The organism is Pedobacter nutrimenti (genome assembly GCF_003208655.1).
Classification (GTDB): Bacteria; Bacteroidota; Bacteroidia; order Sphingobacteriales; family Sphingobacteriaceae; genus Pedobacter; species Pedobacter nutrimenti.
Genome location: NZ_QKLU01000005.1, coordinates 165,857 through 184,571, shown reverse-complemented (window position 1 = coordinate 184,571; position 18,715 = coordinate 165,857). Strand labels below are relative to the sequence as shown.

The 18,715-nt window shown below is 36.9% G+C and carries 14 protein-coding genes and 1 tRNA gene; 8 read left to right on the top strand and 7 right to left on the bottom strand.

Features of this window, described 5'->3' with window-relative positions:
• Window positions 1–47 precede the first annotated feature (47 nt).
• Window positions 48–2,810 (bottom strand): TonB-dependent receptor, encoded by a 2,763-nt coding sequence (locus B0O44_RS15645; protein ID WP_110832561.1) that lies wholly within the window; start codon window positions 2,808–2,810, stop codon window positions 48–50.
• Between the two features lie 235 nt (window positions 2,811–3,045).
• Window positions 3,046–4,689 (bottom strand): tetratricopeptide repeat protein, encoded by a 1,644-nt coding sequence (locus tag B0O44_RS15640; RefSeq protein ID WP_110832559.1) that lies wholly within the window; start codon window positions 4,687–4,689, stop codon window positions 3,046–3,048.
• A 445-nt stretch (window positions 4,690–5,134) separates the two neighbouring features.
• Between B0O44_RS15640 and B0O44_RS15635 the strand changes: the two genes are divergently transcribed.
• The 4 genes from B0O44_RS15635 to B0O44_RS15620 all read left to right on the top strand — a co-directional run bounded on the left by B0O44_RS15635 (window position 5,135) and on the right by B0O44_RS15620 (window position 8,832).
• Window positions 5,135–5,208, top strand: a tRNA-Pro gene (locus tag B0O44_RS15635).
• A gap of 247 nt (window positions 5,209–5,455) precedes the next feature.
• Window positions 5,456–6,970, top strand: a complete 1,515-nt coding sequence (locus tag B0O44_RS15630; RefSeq protein ID WP_110832556.1) for a serine hydrolase domain-containing protein — start codon at window positions 5,456–5,458, stop codon at window positions 6,968–6,970.
• 134 nt (window positions 6,971–7,104) lie between these two features.
• Window positions 7,105–7,506 carry a hypothetical protein gene (locus B0O44_RS15625; protein ID WP_110832546.1) on the top strand — a complete coding sequence of 134 codons (402 nt, stop codon included), beginning with the start codon at window positions 7,105–7,107 and terminating at the stop codon, window positions 7,504–7,506.
• Window positions 7,507–7,539: 33 nt separating this feature from the next.
• Complete coding sequence (locus B0O44_RS15620; protein WP_110833031.1) at window positions 7,540–8,832, top strand: hypothetical protein; 1,293 nt, start codon at window positions 7,540–7,542, stop codon at window positions 8,830–8,832.
• 140 nt (window positions 8,833–8,972) lie between these two features.
• Here the strand turns inward: B0O44_RS15620 and B0O44_RS15615 are convergent, their stop codons facing one another.
• Entirely contained in the window at window positions 8,973–9,719 is a 747-nt protein-coding gene (locus B0O44_RS15615; protein WP_110832543.1) for a hypothetical protein, read from the bottom strand.
• 369 nt (window positions 9,720–10,088) lie between these two features.
• Between B0O44_RS15615 and B0O44_RS25095 the strand changes: the two genes are divergently transcribed.
• Together B0O44_RS25095 and B0O44_RS15605 are read left to right on the top strand one after the other, a co-directional pair.
• The gene (locus B0O44_RS25095; RefSeq protein WP_110832541.1) at window positions 10,089–11,156 is read left to right on the top strand and encodes a sensor histidine kinase; all 1,068 of its coding nucleotides are present in this window, start codon (window positions 10,089–10,091) and stop codon (window positions 11,154–11,156) included.
• Window positions 11,156–11,923 (top strand): LytR/AlgR family response regulator transcription factor, encoded by a 768-nt coding sequence (locus B0O44_RS15605; protein WP_245943678.1) that lies wholly within the window; start codon window positions 11,156–11,158, stop codon window positions 11,921–11,923. Before B0O44_RS25095 ends, B0O44_RS15605 begins: the two co-directional genes overlap by 1 nt.
• An 18-nt stretch (window positions 11,924–11,941) precedes the next feature.
• Here the strand turns inward: B0O44_RS15605 and B0O44_RS15600 are convergent, their stop codons facing one another.
• Both B0O44_RS15600 and B0O44_RS15595 read right to left on the bottom strand, forming a co-directional pair.
• Window positions 11,942–13,333 (bottom strand): S41 family peptidase, encoded by a 1,392-nt coding sequence (locus B0O44_RS15600; protein WP_110832539.1) that lies wholly within the window; start codon window positions 13,331–13,333, stop codon window positions 11,942–11,944.
• A gap of 76 nt (window positions 13,334–13,409) precedes the next feature.
• A complete protein-coding gene (locus B0O44_RS15595) occupies window positions 13,410–14,111 on the bottom strand; it encodes an MgtC/SapB family protein (protein WP_245943677.1) in 702 nt (233 codons plus the stop codon).
• A 249-nt stretch (window positions 14,112–14,360) separates the two neighbouring features.
• Here B0O44_RS15595 and B0O44_RS15590 point away from each other — a divergent pair, with 249 nt between their 5' ends.
• Window positions 14,361–14,726 carry a VOC family protein gene (locus tag B0O44_RS15590; protein ID WP_110832537.1) on the top strand — a complete coding sequence of 122 codons (366 nt, stop codon included), beginning with the start codon at window positions 14,361–14,363 and terminating at the stop codon, window positions 14,724–14,726.
• 27 nt (window positions 14,727–14,753) lie between these two features.
• Here B0O44_RS15590 and B0O44_RS15585 read toward each other — a convergent pair whose 3' ends face one another.
• Window positions 14,754–17,099 carry a mechanosensitive ion channel family protein gene (locus tag B0O44_RS15585; RefSeq protein ID WP_110832534.1) on the bottom strand — a complete coding sequence of 782 codons (2,346 nt, stop codon included), beginning with the start codon at window positions 17,097–17,099 and terminating at the stop codon, window positions 14,754–14,756.
• A 346-nt stretch (window positions 17,100–17,445) separates the two neighbouring features.
• Here B0O44_RS15585 and B0O44_RS15580 point away from each other — a divergent pair, with 346 nt between their 5' ends.
• The gene (locus tag B0O44_RS15580; protein WP_146229851.1) at window positions 17,446–17,847 is read left to right on the top strand and encodes a hypothetical protein; all 402 of its coding nucleotides are present in this window, start codon (window positions 17,446–17,448) and stop codon (window positions 17,845–17,847) included.
• A gap of 73 nt (window positions 17,848–17,920) precedes the next feature.
• Here B0O44_RS15580 and B0O44_RS15575 read toward each other — a convergent pair whose 3' ends face one another.
• Window positions 17,921–18,658: a superoxide dismutase gene (locus tag B0O44_RS15575; RefSeq protein WP_110832530.1), complete on the bottom strand. Its 738-nt coding sequence runs from the start codon at window positions 18,656–18,658 to the stop codon at window positions 17,921–17,923.
• Window positions 18,659–18,715: the final 57 nt, after the last annotated feature.

Sequence of the window (18,715 nt, the reverse complement as noted above, 5' to 3'; positions counted from 1 at the left end):
TCTTTTTTTGTTAATTTCAGTGGAGTTTTAAGCGCTCTCCTTGATTATTACAGTTTATAGCGTATTCCCAGCAAATAAGTTTGTTTATACTGGTCATCACGAATAATGGTTCTTCCCTCTTCTTGTCTGGCTATTCCGGCATCTGTGGGATTAATTCCTTTAATAAAAAGTCTTGACGGAGTGTTCAATAGGTTCCCGCCTTTTATAAAGACACTCAAGCCATTTTTAAAACCTTTTTCGACAGAAGCATCCAGTTGTATAAACCCTTCCTGCCATAAATCATTATCTAAAAATTGTGATACTGTGTTTATCCTTGGGCCCGTATAAGAGGCTGCAATTTGTGCATCCCATTTTTTCTTAGCGCTTTTATAAAGGAAAGACAGATTGGCCACATGCGCTGATTGTCCATAAAGTGGTCTTGTTTGATCCACCAGAATGTTTTTTGGCATTTGGTTTTCATCTATAATCTTTTTGCTCTTTGGCGTGGTAATACTGGAATGGGTGTAGGTGTAATTCGCCTTGATTCCGAATTTATGAATGAACTTGATGTAGTCAATTTCTAATCCATAATTACGCGCCACACCGAAATTACCCGGACTATAATAGGTATCCTGTCCGCGGGTTTCATCAGGTTTAAATATATATTCAATAGGGTCTTTTATCTTTTTGTAAAAAGCACCCACCAGGAGCTGGTCCCCGGCATTTGGAAAAAGTTCATAACGGATATCCAAATTGTCGGCAAGGGCCCTTTTCAAATCCGGGTTTCCTCTTTCCTGATATTCTTCGTTGACCACCTTTCCCGGAATGATTTCATAAAAACCCGGACGGTTTAAAGAACGAAAATAGGATGCCCTAAGGTTTTGGTGCTTGTTTAATTCATATTTTAAATTCAGACTTGGCAAATAATCCGTGTACACCTGGCTCCCTTTTGGAAATTTTTCTCCTGCAGGAAAAAGAAGATCATAACCCTGATTGGTGTGCTCTGCCCTCAGACCTCCAACAACCTGTAAATCTTTAACTGTAAATTTAAACATACCATATACCGCACTTGTCTGCTCTGAAGCATTATTCGTTAATGGATTACTTACACCCCCTGTCGGATTTTGAACCTTGAAATCAATTTGGGTGTAATTGTTAAAATCAACACCATACTTTGCAGCTGTATTTACCGGCGTTAGTGTATAGTTGTTGTAAAAACTGCTTCTCTGCTTATCCCGGTATAATCCGCCTGCAGAGAAATCTACTTTCGTTCCTGCAATATCTGCTGTATAAGTCACATCAAGATAAGCGGCCTTATCCTCGTCGGTATTACGTTCCCATCTGCTGCTGCTTGCATTGGTTTTAGCCACTGTCCTGCGGTCCTGAAAATTAACACGCTCACCGCTTAAACCAATAATAGTATTGTCCGGAACATCATTTTTTGCTGAGGAATACACACCAGACCACTGAATTTTTAAACGGCCATCCAGCAATTTATGGTCACCATGAAGGGTACTGTTGTAAATTTGCTGCTCTGTTAACCTAGAACGTGTGGTATAGCTTAACTGGGCATTTCCTTTAACCGGATCATAATCAGAGGAGAAATCGGTAGACAACACATCTCTTACCTGCTGATTGACTAAATTCAGATAAACATTGTACAGGCTAATTTTATGGTTTTGATTAAAAACATAATCAACTTTAGCATTCAATCCATAGCGTTTTTGCTGTTCTGAATATTGCCTTTCACTCAGACCGGTAACTCTGGCGTATTTGTTTGACGCATCCACAACAGCGGAATTGTAAAAAGTACTGTTTGAGCCACGATAGGTATTCTGATAACTTCCTGCAACAATAACACCCAGTTTATGATTTAAAAAACGTTGACCAACGGATAATCCTCCAATCAGGTTTGGTGCAGGGCTTTTCCATTTATAATCCCTTACTCCTTTTGGAAAGTCATTTTGTGTTGCATTGTAATTTTTACCATTAATCTCATAAGGGGATTTATAATTAATCCCTGAAGCATCGTAACTCATAAAGTTACGGTCCAAAAACATCTGGCTATAACCCGCTGCAAAATTTGCATTGACCTGCAAACGTTCAGGCGCATCTTTCATCACCATATTCACAACACCCCCCACCGCATCAGCCTCCATATTTGGGGTTAAGGTCTTATATACTTCTAACCTTTCCAACAATTCTGAAGGAAAAATATCCAGCGGAACATAACGGTATTTATTATCCGGACTGGGAATTTTAACGCCATTGACAAGGGTGTAATTATAGCGTTTGTCCATACCCCTTAAAATCGCATACTGTCCGTCACCGTTACTGTTTCTTTCAATGGAAACTCCGGAAACCCGCTGAATTACATTGGCAACAGTCAGATCCGGTGAAATTTCCATTGCTTTTCCCGACACCATATTGACCATTGGCACAGATTGCTGCTCTAACCTCCTAGCGGTTTTTTCTGCAGAACCGTCATGTTTGGCCTGAATAACCACTTCATTTAAATCTTTGCCATTTTGTTCTTCCAGATAGATCTTCAATTTGTCATTGTCTTCTTTCTGAATGTTCAGTTCCATAACCACCGTCTTGTACCTCAGGTAAGAAACCCTGAGTAGCTGGGCACCAAGTGGTACATGTTTTAATTCAAAAGAGCCATCAAGCCCTGTAGAAGTTACCAGACCTGTTTTATCCAGTTGGACAGTCGCCCCGATTAAGGTCTCTCCTGTTTTCCGGTCGTAAACCCGGCCTTTAATGGTCGTTGCATGGGCAGCTGTGAGCCCCATAAACAAAAAAAATACTGTTTGTAAAAGTCGATTCATTTTTTGAATAATTGATTGCCGTTTATTTTGACGTGGACAAAGGTGGGAAGCAGAAAGAGTGCTTTGAAAAAAGCACCGTATACAAAAAAGATACACTTCTGAAATGGGATATATGGGAAGGCAACATTAGTAAAAAAAACATCATAAAAAACTGAAAATCAAATCATTACAAAAACAAAAAACGCCATTACCATTTAATTAAGAGGGTGTTAAACAAATGTTAAGTTGCTTTTGATCAAATGGTCTCTACGAAGGAACTCAGGTTCTCCCCTGTTGGAATATTGAGTTTTTTGCGAAGCCGGTACCTTGCAATACGCAAACTATCCGGAGAAATCCCAAGAAGAAGGGCGATGTCCCTGGAGGCCAGGTTCATTTTAAGCAAAGCCAGTAGCCTCCTATCGTTAGCAGTGAGCTCTTCACTGTATTTTTTAAGATTGTCATAAAAACTTTGATGCACCTGTTCAAATATATTGGCAAATTCTTTCCAGTGCTGGTCGTTATTAAAGCTCTGCGTAATTTGCTGGACCATTTGCTGGAGTTGTTTTTTCTGATCTCTTTTATCTTCTTTAACCAATTTCTGGAGTTTTTCCCTGAGCTCTTCCAGCAATTGGTTATTCTGAATCAAGTTTAAAGTATGTGAGGTCAATTCTTTGGTTTTAAGTTCTAGTTGCTGCTTGAGGTTATCTTCTTCCAGTTGTTTGTTGCGCAGTTCAACCTGCATCAGGACTTTTTGCGCTTCATAAACATCCCTGCTTTTTTTTGCGATCAGCTTCTCATCTCTGATTTTAAGTTTTTGCCTGCTGAAAATGACCAAGCCCAATGTTACCAGAAGCACCAGTACAATACCTACAGAAATGGAAATGATGCGATTGGTTTTTCGGATGTTCTGTAAACGGATGATCTCATCGTTCTTTTTATCGGTATCGTACAGAACTTGTAAAAAAGAGGTTTGCTGGGTACCCTCCTTGGAATAAACTTCCAGGGCATATTTTCTGCTGAGCTCCAGATAATCGTAAGCACTGTCCAGCTGGTGCATGAGCCTGAATGTTTTTGCAATATCCCTGTAAGCGGCACCAATCTGATACAAATTATTTGTCTTTACTGCTAAATTCAGTGCCCTTCGGGTCTCTTTCATCCCTTCTGCGTATCTGCCCGTTTTTCTTAAAATATCCCCCAGGTTATTGATAACCTCTATACTGGCTACTTCATTATGATCTCTCTGATAAAGATTTATCGCTTTATTAAAACAGTAATGTGCAGAGTCATATTTAGCGAGATCTTCATAAATACTGCCCAGGTTCTCATAAATTTTAGCGGTCCCATTTTTGCTTCCTGCTTTCTGATATTCAGAAAGGGCCTGGTGCTGATAGTACTGGGCACTGTCATATTGCTGACGTTTTTCAAATAAATGCCCCAGGTTCCCTAAAGATTCAGCTATTCCAATCCTGTTGTTTACCTGCTTGTAAAGTATTAAGGCTTGCTGATAATGTTTCCAGGCCTGGTCATTTTGTTTATTATAATAAAAAAGCAGCCCCATATTGTTCAAAACAGAGGCCAGTTGCTGCATGTCTTTGTACTGTCTGAAATTCTTTTCGGCCCTCTGATAAAAATCAAGTGACTGGGCATAATGCCCCTGGTTAAAACAAACCTGTCCCATTTGCTGAAGACATACGCCTGCATTGTGGCTGTCCTTATTATTTTCCGCTGTTGCATAAAGTTTCCGGAGCAGCAGGAAAGCAGAATCGGGATACTGCCGCCCAAGTTGTTCTGTTATTTTTAAAATAGAACCATTTGCAGATTGTGCTGCACTCTTTAGTGTACAGAATTGTACCAGAGCAGCCCATATAAAAAGAAGCAGCCAGGGGTAACGGTTCGCCATAAGAATGGATTTGAATTTAGATCGGACAACTCCTGCAAAAGAAGTAATCCTATGTTACCTTTACATAAATTAAACTTAACCTCAACATTAAATTAATGTTTAGAACCTCTTTTATCCTAAAATAAACTCTGGTTTTCAGGAACGCTAAATTTATAATAAAAATTTTCTCCTTGAAAAAGAATGAATTAGCAATTCATCCCTTCAAAAAATGCGTTTAGGTATAAATATGTCCCTTTTTTATTTACCTTTGCATCGCAACATCGGGAAAGATATGCAGGAATAAACTAAACATTTATTCTATTTTGAAATACCAGTGAGTAATGTAAATCATCAGATTTTCTAAACCTCAAAAATATTTTAAAAAATATTTTTTTATTAAAGTAAAAGTTCTACTTTTGCAATCCCAACAACGAAGTAATTTAAAAAACAAGTTGTAAAACAAGTTCGGGGTGTAGCGTAGCCCGGTATCGCGCCACATTTGGGATGTGGAGGTCGTAGGTTCGAATCCTGCCACCCCGACTTAAAAAATGCTAACAAGCATCAAAAAACCTTAAAATCAATGATTTTAAGGTTTTTTTGTTTTGACAGATTATGGTCTCAAATTCTCATAGATAAAAAAAACACGTAAGGACGGAAAAGGTAGTAGAATAAAAAGGCTGAAACCTAAGCTGAGCATACCATATTCAAAATCAAGGTCTATTCCATTAGAACATAATGGAAACTAGTTTATAAATAGGTATAGTTAATTTAACGATCAAAAACGATAATGAAAAAGAAGCTTTTACTATGTCTTATCTTAGTTTTCGTTTACTCGGAACACGTTTTTTCACAGTCACAAAATATTAAAAACAGCAATGAGTTTTCTGATTTTAAAACAGGGGAACCTGAAGAAGAAGGTTTTTCCTCTCTTAAATTAAACGAGATATTCCCCTATGTCAGGACACAACAGGTAAATGTTCACAGCCTTATGATCATAAGGAATGATAAGATAATCTTTGATGCCTACTTTTATCCTTTTACTAAAAGTTTGCAACATGATATCGCATCCTGTACAAAATCAATCACCTCTTTATTAGTAGGCATTGCCATAGATAAGAGGTTTATCCCTAACGAAAATGAATTAGTCAAAAATTATTTTCCGGAAATTAAGTCCTACAGCAAGAACTTCCAAACTTTAACCATAAAAGACTTACTTACCATGACCTCCGGTTTGGATTGCGGATCTGACAATGAGGAAACTGTATTATCCGGGCTTTTTAAAGCATCCGATTGGCCGGCATATATTTTTAACATTCCAAGCACCAACACACCTGGGAAGCATTTCTCTTATTGCAGTTGTAATTTCTACCTGCTTGCCGAGATCCTATACCGTTCTACAAAGTTATCTCCGGAAAAATTTGCAGATAAATACCTGTTTAAACAAATGGGGATTAAGAATTTCTATTGGACGAAAAATAATAAGGGTGTTAATTACGGGTGGGGAGATCTGGCCCTCAAGCCATATGATATGGCTAAAATAGGACGTTTATTATTGAATAATGGGAAATGGAATAGCGCCCAGCTTATTTCAGCGAATTATATCAAGAAAGCAACCAGCATACAAATCCAATTTAGTAACCATAAAGGCTATGGCTATGGATTTTGGGTTGATAATGACCATTCCTTCAATGCCGAGGGCCGGGGCGGGCAAAAAATTCACATAGATAGACTATATAATGCCATTGTCATTGCTACCGGAGGTGGTTATAACTGGGATGAAAAAGGAGGATTAAGTGATCTTATTGGAAATTCAATTCACTTGGATGCTTTAAGTAAAAATCAGCTTGCCTACGATAGTTTAAAAGTAGCTGTTGCCTATGCAGCAAAAATGAGCGGCGTTCTGCCCGTTGAAAGTTTAACAAACACTCGTCAGGATAGCTTATTCAACCGTACGCTGATTTTTGAAAAAAACAGCCTGAATATTTCGACGGCCCGGATCATCACCTCTGGTTATACTGATACGCTATTCAGGATCACCAACTCAGCAGGGAAAGTTGTCAATTATCCATTAGGTATAGGAACAAAATATCGTTATTTTAAGGATCCTTCTTCGAACCATATCTATGCAATTAGAGGTTATTGGAAATCGCAAGATGACTTCGTAATAGATTTTAATACGTTAACAAAAATTAATAACTATACAATTAATTTCATATTAAAACATGAAGAGAATCAGGTAACGATTAAAGAAGGGACTCAGGCCATAAATGATACAGTGCGAGTTCACTTTGACGGAAATTAATAAGTTTGCCATTCACAATGGTCAATACTGAATTCCCCCTTTGTTTAGTATTTTTAGAGAAAATAACACTTGTGAATTCACTATGCCGCCCGTGATGTTGCGAAAACCAAAAACGAACAAAACAAGAATAAAAAATGAAATTTAAACCTCTCCTGCAAACTAAATATTTATGGATTACCATAATTGTCCTTTCCATTATTGCAATAGCATTTAAATCCGCTTACAGACAATATATCTACGCAAATAAGATTAACGATTATGGAATTGCAGATTCTTCACCCAATTTTTTTGCAGGACTGATTATTGTATTCTTCTATTTCACTCAATACCAAAAGTTAACCTTAAAAAAGCACGCAATATTTACCGTTGTAGGGCTTGTTGGCTATGAACTCATTCAAGGAAGCATTTTTAAACATAATTTCTTTGACTATAAAGATATTTTTGCTTCACTTTTTGGCGCTTTTATAGGTTACTTAATAGGTTCGAAATTTAAATCCGGACCTATTTTCAATGATCTGGAGACTGAAAAAAAGTAATAAGCACCCATGGTAAAAACAAACAATTCAACAATGAAGCAGACAATTTTAACAGGTCTGTCCTTTTTACTTATACAAAGCGCAAGTGGACAAGAAAAGCAATCTTTACAAAAGAATATCCCCATTTTATTTAACGAGATAAAAGTCGAAACAAAAAGGGGTTATGGTCTCTGGAACAAAAATTTATACGGTCCTATACTTTTGGTTGATCCTAAAACCCGGGAAGTGTTTGCAAACGAACCCGATACAGCTGGTCTTTTAAAATACCATGGGGGTACCTTTTCAGGGGTATTACCTCCCAACATCAATATTGCGAATACCGCTGTAAATTTTAGTGGAAAAAGATGGGCAATGCTCATGCTACCACTTTCTCAAAACAAAAAAGATAGAATCAATTTACTTGCCCATGAACTATTCCATACTGCACAACCTTCCTTGGGCTTTGTTCTTTACAATCCCGAAAACAATCATCTTGACCAAAAAAATGGGAGAATATACCTACGTTTAGAATTAGAAGCACTTAAAAAGGCTGTCCAATGCTTTACAAAAAAAGAAGTACAGCAATATTTGACCAACGCCCTGACCTTTAGAAAGTACAGACATCTACAGTACCCCGGATCGGACACCACAGAAAACCTATTAGAAATAAATGAAGGAATTGCGGAATTTACAGGAGTAATTGTTAGCGCAAGAACTAAAAAAGAGCAAACAGAACACTTTGTAAATGGTTTAAGTACTTTTTTAAACAACGCGACTTTTGTTCGTTCTTTTGCATACCAGACAGTCCCTATTTATGGTTATTTGCTTTTCGGTAAAAACAAGAACTGGAATAAAGAAATCACAATTAAAACAAATTTAACCGATTATTTTATTAAGGCCTTCAATATTACCCTACCCAGCAACTTAAAAGAGTCCGTAGAAAGATTATCCAACAGCGATGATGGAAAAATGATCATTCAACAAGAGACAGCAAGGGAAGAAAAAACAAAAAAGCTAATTGCTGAGTATAAATTCAAATTTATTGAACAACCTCATTTTGAAATACAATTCGAGAAAATGAATGTTTCGTTCGATCCAAGGAACATTATGCCAATAGAAGATAAAGGAACCGTTTATCCCAGTATTAGGGTTACTGACTTATGGGGTATTCTGACCGTTGGAAATGGAGCCTTAATGAGTGCAAACTGGAATAAAATCTCCCTAACAAATCCAGTCAAAATAGAAGAAAAAAAAATAACAGGTGACGGTTGGACCCTTGAACTGAATGATCGTTATACTGCTAAAAAAGATGAAACCAGTGGTAATTATAAACTGATTAAGAAATAGAAGCCTATTTGGAAACAAGTACAAGCCATATCTTTTCAATTCATTCTGATTTCTGAGCTCCCTCCTCTGTCTTTTTGGCTTATAAAAAGCCTTTAAACCATGGGTTTAAAGGCTTTTTATTTCAAACCCAATGGTAGTTGTTACTTTTTGGTATAATTAGAATACTCAGAAGTTGTCTGTACGTTGACAGCCTGTCCAATAAACTTAGCTTGTATATTAAGGTCCTGGCTTATTGGAAAATAACGTTTCGCCTGTTCATTCCTTGTATATTTTATAATAAGATCAAATTTTTCTGCATTTAGAATTTTAATTTTTATTGGTCTTTCATTAATGGCCTGAACTTGCTCTAGCTTCTTTGTCCTAAGATTTATTGTCATATATAGCCTACAGTCTTTCATAAAAGCAGCGTCTTTGGAAACAGTATTTGCATCTTGTTTATAGCTGATCACCAGATAATCTGATGATTCTTTCTCAATCTTGTAGCTTGACTCATCTGCCTGTTCAGATCCACTGGGTTTACTTTGATTTTTTCTAAAGGTCTTGATGTCTGATTTTGAGGGTGATTTCCCATCAACAGAAACCACATTCCATTGCTCTTCCCCGGCACCGGATGGATCAAATCTGGCTACAGTAGTGGTTTGTTTTCCTGCTGCCGTGGTCGTTTGCCTAAAATCGAAAGCATAGTCTTCCGGTGGCTGAAGATTACCCGTATTGAGCATCCCCGCATCAATACCGTGTTTAGAAAAAGCATCCAGTACCACCGATTTCTGAGCAGACACAGTAGGTGCAGAAATCACTAAAAGAAAAAGAGCTATTAATGTTTTACGTAGACCATCGGGTAATCCAAACTCCATTTTCGTCATTGTAATTACGTTTTTGTTTTTCATTTTTTATGTTATTTATTGTGCTGCAAAACTAGATCGGGTTAAAACCAATTGACTTTATTTTTTGAATGAAACAGCAAAAATCTTTAGTGAATCGTTGATCGAAGGAATTGAACTGATGGTCGATTCTTTGAAGATATTCTACTTTATAAGCCAGATGTCTTTTAACTACAGTTATCTAATAAAAAATTTAAAAAGAAGACAAATAGAGCATAATTTTGGTCTTTCAAGCCCGAGAATAGCGGACACGATCAAACATCAAGACTTTACATATGTAAAATCTTAAAATAAAGCAGAGCTATCATTAAAGGGCTTTGACTTTGGAAAAGCTAAAGAAAACAATAGACTACACAAAAAACAAATTATGTATTGATGAAAAAGACCAGACAAAAGCGTTTACTAATGATTGTATTCACTTTTATAAGTTCGTACCTAACAACCTTCATTACATTGCCTTATTCCTATTGGAAAGAATTTGCTGCTTTGCCTGTTCGCTATATCGTCATGGATATTACGATCAATCTGTTGTTTTGTATTATTGTTCTGGAATTAAGTTTGTGGATAGATAAGAGGTTAAACAAAAAAATCCCCTGGACGGTGAAGCCCTTAAAACGTTTATTCACCCAAACCTTTTTCCAAATTCTAGGTGTACTCTTCCTCATCATTTGTCTGACATGTATTTATTTTCTATTTGTTAACCCCCAAAACACTCATCAACCTCATGTTAGCTTAAGGCAAGGATTATACACGCTTATTTCTATCATTGTATGGGCTTTGATGATTAGTGCCTTTAATACCGGAGATTATTTGCTGACCAACTGGAAAACGGCTACTAAAAAAGCAGCGGATTTTGAAATAAAGGCTGCCCAAAACAAACAACTTGCTGCAGAAACAGAATTGCTGGCCCTTAAACTTCAACTTGATCCCCATTTTGTTTTCAATAATCTAAGCGTACTTTCTGAGCTCATACTGAAGGATCAGCAGTTGGGATATGAGTATACCGAAAATTTCGCAAAAGTTTACCGGTACCTGTTGATCAATTCAAAAAAACAGCTGATCTCTTTACGTGAAGAACTCAAATTTCTAAATGCCTATCTTTTTCTGATTAACAACCGGATGGGAGGAGGAAGCATTTTCCGGATTAATATCGATGAATCCAAACTGGATAGACTGATCCCCCCTGTCACACTTCAACTTTTCATTGAAAATGCCATCAAATACAATAGGACCGAAGAAGAAAATCCTTTGGTTGTAGATATCTATTCTAATGATTATGATGAATTGGTTGTATCAAATACTTTGCTACCTTTGATTAAAAAGCCCCACTCTACTGGCTTAGGTCTAAAAAATATCGCCGATCGTTACGCTCTATTAAGTAACATAAAGCCAACAGTAGAGAAAACCGACAAAACTTTCACTATAAAAGTACCCCTTATCTAATGAATATACTAAATAAGGTATTGATCCTGGAAGATGAGAAACCCAATTCCGATCGTATAAAAAGACTAATTTCCGAAATAAGGCCAGACTTAGAAATCGTTGGTGTTTTAACAAGTATTCAGAAGACAATAAACTGGCTCACAGAAAATAGCTGTCCTGATCTGATCATGATGGATATTCAATTGGCGGATGGTATAAGTTTTGAAATATTCCATCTGGCAGAAGTCAAATGCCCGGTTATCTTTACAACCGCATATAACGAATACGCTGTCCAGGCATTTAAGTATAATAGCCTGGACTACCTCCTCAAACCAGTTGAAAAGGATGAACTGGAAGCTGCGTTTACAAAATTTGAAAATTCTACCAAGACATCGGGCCCTCAGTCCTCTCTGATCGAAGAATTACTGAGCCGCATCCAAACAAAAGAATACAGATCCCGTTTTTTTCTGCCCTACAGAGATGGCTATAGAAAGATCAATGTACAGGATATTGCTTTTTTTTCGTCGCAAATGACCATTACATATGCAAATCTGGCCAATGGAGAAAAAATTGTCGTCCCTCAAACATTGGAAACCCTTGAACAGGAATTGGAACCTAAAAACTTCTTCCGGGTAAACCGCCAGTATATCCTACATGTAAATTCCATTGAAAAAGTTCACAACTTTTTTAATGGAAAATTAAAACTAACGGTAAAAAATTGTCCGGATACAGAAGTTATAGTCAGTAGAACAAAAGCACCTTTGTTTAAAACGTGGTTAGATTATTAGTTTAAGATGGTTTTATTTTTATCTGCTCACTTTACCAGAGATTTTATCAAGTGCAAGGTCAGTAAAATAACCTCCAACATAAAAACTATTATAAAACTCCGTTCGGTTTCTCGGATAATTCAACTCGTAGTTTACCGGAAGACCTATTCCTTCATAAGTTTTTCCATTTGGGTCAGTGTAAATTTCATTCGACAAACTAAATTCCCATCCATTGGGAAGTTTTTTCCACAATATTTCTGAGAAAATGCCTGCTGTACTTGAGCCTATTGTTATAATATTGGGATAGCCATGTGCACCTAAAGCAAAAATTTCTGCAGCACTTGCTGTTCCGGCACTTAAAAGCAGATAAACTTTGCCTTTATAATTTTTGTTAGCTTTTTGCAGTATATATTCCTGCTGTGTGGTATAACCAAAAGGAGTTTTAGCCTTTATGGAAAGAACAGGTTTATTTTCATTAACAAAATAACTCAAAAGCTTCAAAGCCACCGTCTCTAAGCCACCCCCATTAAACCGAAGATCTATAACCATGGAATCAGATTGCCCTATATCATTCAAGACCTTCTCCATAATCTTATCCACCCCGGCACACTCGTCATCAAATTGGACAAGCGCTTCTTTGGATGCCCTGACCCTATCATAGTTTTCTGTAAAAGTGGAATGATGCTGTTCAACAGAAGAAATGTAGTCAGAAAAATTGTTCATATCCTTAATAAGCACATAACCGATCTTACTGTTTTTTATTTTCCCCCATTTGATAACCCCGTCATTATAGGATTGTACGTTTGTTAGATACCTATCCTGTATATCCATGATGATATTATCCTTCTTCCTTAGCATTCCAGGATTTTTTACAACTATTTTCGTTTTCAGGGAATCCGGAATTTCCATTCTGATATGACCATCACCTATTTTTTTGACAATTTCAAGCAATATATCTGCGAATTCTTTTTCTGTTCTTATTTTTCTTACCCTTGGCAAGTAATTTTTATAAACTTGCTTCCAGTTCAAATTTCTCTCCCGGAAAAAGGCATAATTATCGTGAAAGGTTTCCCAGAAGACCTTAAAATTCTCCTCATACGAAGTAGGCATTTTGACAACAGTCCTGCACGTGGACGGCAATGAATCAATCCTTTTAAAATGATAATTTACAATTCCACCTGGATTAAGAATAAGTTTGTCTTTATTTAAAGAAACGACTTTAAATCTTCCACTGAATTTCCCTTCTACCAGCTTTTTACACTCCGTCTGGTTCGTATTGTAATAGGTATAGGTAGAATCATCAATTTTCAGGTATCTTCCATAACCCTCTTGGATCCAGTTTGTATTTTTCAGGAGATTTTTGAGATTTTGCTGAGCTTCGGCACATAAGCTGATCAGAACTATACAAACAGTGAGCTTGAAGTTTATCATATTTTTAAAGGATAAATACGTGTAAATTATCGATGTTCCTATAGGACACCGTCTTAAACATTTTGTTGCATTTTACTTACCGCATTTTTGAGGTTATTTCATTTATTCCCGTCGTTATTTTTAATTCATCGATAGCCTGCAGGATTTTAGATATTGGAGTTTTATGATCAAAAGTCAGGGTTAACTCATCTGTGGCATTTTCATTGCTGCAATGAATCAGAATTTCACTGGCAACCAACTCATTTTTGACCATAATTCCTTCTATTTGTGCCAATTTTATGATCTTTGAATTGTACAGAACGACCAATGTTCTCCCCTTTATACTTTTTAAAAATCTCTTCTCAAATGGTTTTATCAATGCCAATATGACAAATATTAACGCAGTGGCAATAATAGCGGCGACATACAATCCTCCACCCACTGCCAGTCCTATACCGGCAACACTCCATAATCCAGCTGCAGTAGTCAACCCTCTTATGATTTGTGGCCTGAGAAATAAGATAGTGCCCGCTCCGAGGAAACCTATTCCACTAATTACCTGAGCGGCAATACGGGATGGATCCAAGACAACTGAAGGTTGTCCGAGAATATCCTTAAATCCAAATGCAGACACGATCATCATCAAAGAAGCCCCAACACAAACGAGCATGTGCGTTCTCAACCCTGCTACACCATCTTTTCTTTCCCTATCCCAACCGATCAGTCCACCAAGTGTTGCTGCAACAAGTAATCTGATTACTATTTCTTCATTACTTAAACTATAATTATGTACCATCATACTTTTCCTTTATTGTTTTCTTTGAAAAGACAATCCCAAAAATCTTATATCTCCATCCATATCCCGCAGAGACATCTTGTTTTCATTTTTTATTAAACAAATGAAACGTTTTAATGTGTTCAACAGATAAACAAATACAAGTGCCTGACACAATAAAATCTTAAATATAATGCTTTGAAAAAATCAAGAAGAGATCGTCATAATAACGCATTTAAAAATTTTATTTGTTAAGTTTATGATCATTTTTTTATGAAAGCTTTAAGTACCGCAATTGTCGTTCATGTTTCTGATTTGAATACCTCCTTACAGTATTACAAATCTGTTTTAGGTTTTAAGGAAGATTTCAAATTGGAAACCTATGCCGGTCTGGTTATGGATGAGGTCTGTATCCATTTAAGCGGCCCGACAAATCCAGGTAGAAAAAAAACAATTGGCCAGGCCCATTTTTGCATAAACTGTGATGAAGTTGACACTTATTTTAATGAAATCTCAAAAAATGGTGCAATTATAGATGTTCCACTTGAAGACCGTTACTATGGAATGCGCGATTTTGCTGTCCATGATCCAGATGGGAATACCCTCGTTTTTGGCACCGAACTGCAAACCGGTTATTAAAGTTTTCTCTGGCCCGCTGAATGGCCCTTAAGTTAAAACAACATTACTTAACTTAAAATTCCTATAGAGCGCAAGACGAACATTACTGATCCCCTCTTCTGTTCTATAAATGTTACACCAGAATTTCAAACCAATTTCATAGTTGTCTTCTGCAACAGCATGATAAAAAATCTGTGGCTCTTTTTCTGAATAAACCATTGGAACTTCTCCGAGGCTTTGTTTAATAACTTCAGAAATACTTTCTGCCAGAATCAGCCCGTTAAGCTTGAACCTTAACTCCACCATTTTAAAATTATTAGAATAGGTCCAGTTTGTGATATTCTGAGAAAGTATATTGCCATTAGGAATAATAATCTCAGCCCCATTGGCCGCATCTATTTTGGTGGTTCGAAGGCCCATTGATTTGACCCTCCCGGATTGTGAGCTCACTTCAATCACATCTCCCACGTGTATTTCCCTGTCAAAAATAAGAATCACTCCTGAGACGAAATTGTTTACTATGTTTTGAAGTCCTAGCCCCACCCCAACTCCTAACGCACCTATCACAATGCTGAGTTTATCCAGAGGCATGCCTGAAGCGGCTATGGCTAAAAGATAACCTGACACAAGAACAATCAACCGGGTTACAAGAAGTTTTGAATGCTGACGTTTATTGACATTTTCTGCATCTTGATCATCTACTTCTCCAAAAAAATAAGCGACATACTTTTGAAGCAGGTGTGCAATCCATACAATGATAAAAAAGAGCAGCACACTCCCCATGCTAAAAGTAATGTTACCAATGGTAATGGCTTTACCCAAAAGATCAGAAAGCGCCCCTCTAAGTGCCTCCCATGTATTCAGATTTGCGGCTATTACAATAACCCACATACTGATGATCAACAATAAAAATGGTTTTCTTAAATTCCGGGACAGGCTTTCGAAATCAAAAATGTTTTCTATTCCTCTTTTTATCCTTATGGAATAGATTTGAAGCAAAATTATTTCAATGGTAATTTTAAGAAAAACAGACAAGATAATGATTTGAGTTAATGTAATCATTGCTGTCAGGCTAAGTGTATTTGCCAATGAAACTCTTCCAAAAAGATTAAAGACCAGAGCAAGGAAATTGAATACAATAAAAATCCAGTTGGCCAACCTGAACAAGACAGGTAACCCAACTTCTTCTTTAAGAGATTTTTTCAATTGCAGCCGTCCATAAAACAAACAAAAGAGATTAATAAGCAAAAGTAGGCTACGTTGCCAGAAACTCACTTTTACAAAAAGATCCAGAAAGCAGATCAGGAGAAACAACAAACTTAAAATTGCCCAATTCCGTGCCAGCAAAGATTTACCTTCCTTTTTAAATAAAAAGAAAATCACTATTAATAAAACCAGATGTAAAAAATCTATATAAATTGCTGGTGCATATAAATTACTAACAATCAACAAGTTCAAACCAAATGCAAATAGAGGAAGTAAAATTCCTTTATCGAGATAGGAAAAATGAAACATTTCCAAAGATTTTAGTTTTTCTCTTTTGTCTAAATGGCGCATATTTCGTCTTATCCAGACATAAAAAAGGGCCAGCACAAGCAACAAAAAAAACAAATTACCAGAAGTATAGGAAAAGTAATAGGAAAAAGCAGCCTGCTCCAATTCAAATTTACCTCTTATATTAGATGCACTCAAAGACTTCTGTAAACCAGTTCCGGTATCCCATATGGATGGATACTCATCTCCGAAAAGGGTAATACCAGACTTGCCTAGTTTATCTTTCACCTGCATCTGGGCTTTTGAAACCGTCATTTTTCGACGTACAGTTTCTCTTTTCTTCAAATTCAAAGTCCTCATGTTATTTTTAAATAGGCTATCCGTGCTTTTGTATTTAAGCTTCAAACCATTCAGTTCGTTCGCAAATTGCCCACGGATGAGACTATCTTGAATTAATTTGATAAAAACCGCGTCTTTCCCTATGGCAGTAACCTTGTCCATAACCTTTTCCAAATTTCCCGTTATTGAATTGAGTGTTTTATTCTGTCCTTCAATCTGTGTTTGGAGTTCCTGTAAGACTTTCCTGTACATCTGCTGATTACGTACATTGTTGCTTGTTTCTCTTAAGTTGCCGACAATTAGATGGAGACTTTTTTGAGTTTCCTCCATTTCTCCAAATAAGAGGAAAGTCCCGGCCCCGAATTCAGCTTCCGTATAGGAGGCATCCAACAATTCGCTGATTCTTTCAATAGACAACAAATAGTCATTATAACTTAAGGTATCCTTTTCGGCAAATAGGTTTGGCCGGTGCTTTTTGGAAGAAATTGTCTGAGCAAAGCCTGTTTTAACAAAAAAAACCAGAAGAAGAAAAACAGCTAAACTGAAAAAATGCTTTAACATAAGGCCCTAAGATTTACTGGTGAGCCGCAATTTTAATGGAAATCCTGTTTAAATGAACGATCTAAAACTGTAATTTATACGAAACACTATTTCAAACAGAGAAAACCCTATATTTTAAATGACAAACTCAGTAAAACAGTATATGTTTAAACAATTCAGTTTAATTGAAATAAGCCAATCTACCAACATTTAACATTTTCTTAACAAACCAATACTTTGAAAATGAAATTATTAATCACTACATTTGACTTATTAAATAATTATTTAACAATTTAAATAAAAACAAAGTTATTCTCAATTTATGCTCCCCGGCCATTAATGGAGTATGCTTATTAAACTAAAAAAAATGAGAAAAACAACGTTAATCCAGCTATTTGGAGTACTGTCCCTGGCCATCACCTCCTGTGCCCCGACTTATTACGGAAAAACCTATGCGCCCACCCAAAATGTGGATGTTTACATGGATGCCGCCGATGTGAAAAAGCCATACACAACAATGGGAACGGCGGATAATGACATCGGCCCGGAATCTATGGAAAAGTCTCAATCCCGTTTAATGCAAATGGCCCAGCAAAAGGGTGCTGACGGTATGATTATAAAGGTAATAGAGAAAGTAACTGGTTCTACCGAAACCACTTCAGGAACAACAAAAAAGGGCGATCGGGAAAATAAACACAATTCCCAAACCCAGGTCAGCAATCATACAGAGAAAAGAATGATTGCCACCTTTATCAAATATGGCAATTAAGTAAAAACAAAACAGGTATTGACCTTAAAGTGGCCAATACCTGTTGTTAATGGTATTTATCTTAAAAGAGACTTTAAACGAAACGTTTGGAAACCGCATCCCAGTTTACGACATTCCACCAGCCTGCAACATATTCATTTCGTTTGTTTTGATACTTGAGATAATAAGCATGCTCCCAAACATCAAGCCCAAGTAATGGTAGCCCTTTAACGGGAACATCATCCATAAGAGGATTATCCTGATTTGGGGTAGAGGTAATTTTAAGATTTTTATTCTGATCGCTAATTAACCAGGCCCAACCAGAACCAAAACGGCCCATTGCAGCCTGGCTAAACTGGTCTTTAAACTGATCAAAAGAGCCAAAGGATTTATCGATCGCCTGTTTAAGTAAACCCGATGGCGCAGCTGCCCCACCCCCCTTCATGGATTCCCAGAAAAAATTATGGTTCCAGGCCCCTCCTCCATTATTTCTGGCTTTTGCTGAAAGGCTGGAAGCCTGCGCAAAAAATTCGCCCTCATTTTTAAAATTAAGATGCTCGGCCACTATGGCCTCATTTACATTTTTCACATAGGCCGCATGGTGTTTGGTATAATGGATTTCCATGGTCTTTGCATCAATGTAGGGTTCGAGGCCATTATAACCATAAGTTAAAGGAACCTGTGCAAATGCAAGTGCATTTTTTTTCTCTGTTTTTGTTTTTGGAGTTTCGTCTGCAAAGACATCAAAAGGCTTTAACATTGGTAAAACAGCCGCTCCAATGGACAACTTAAAAGTGTCTTCCAAAAATTTCCGTCGATTATTTGTTTTCATCTATCGATATTTATGAATGTTCCTTCTGTTCGCCGGAACCATGGATCATCCAAACAC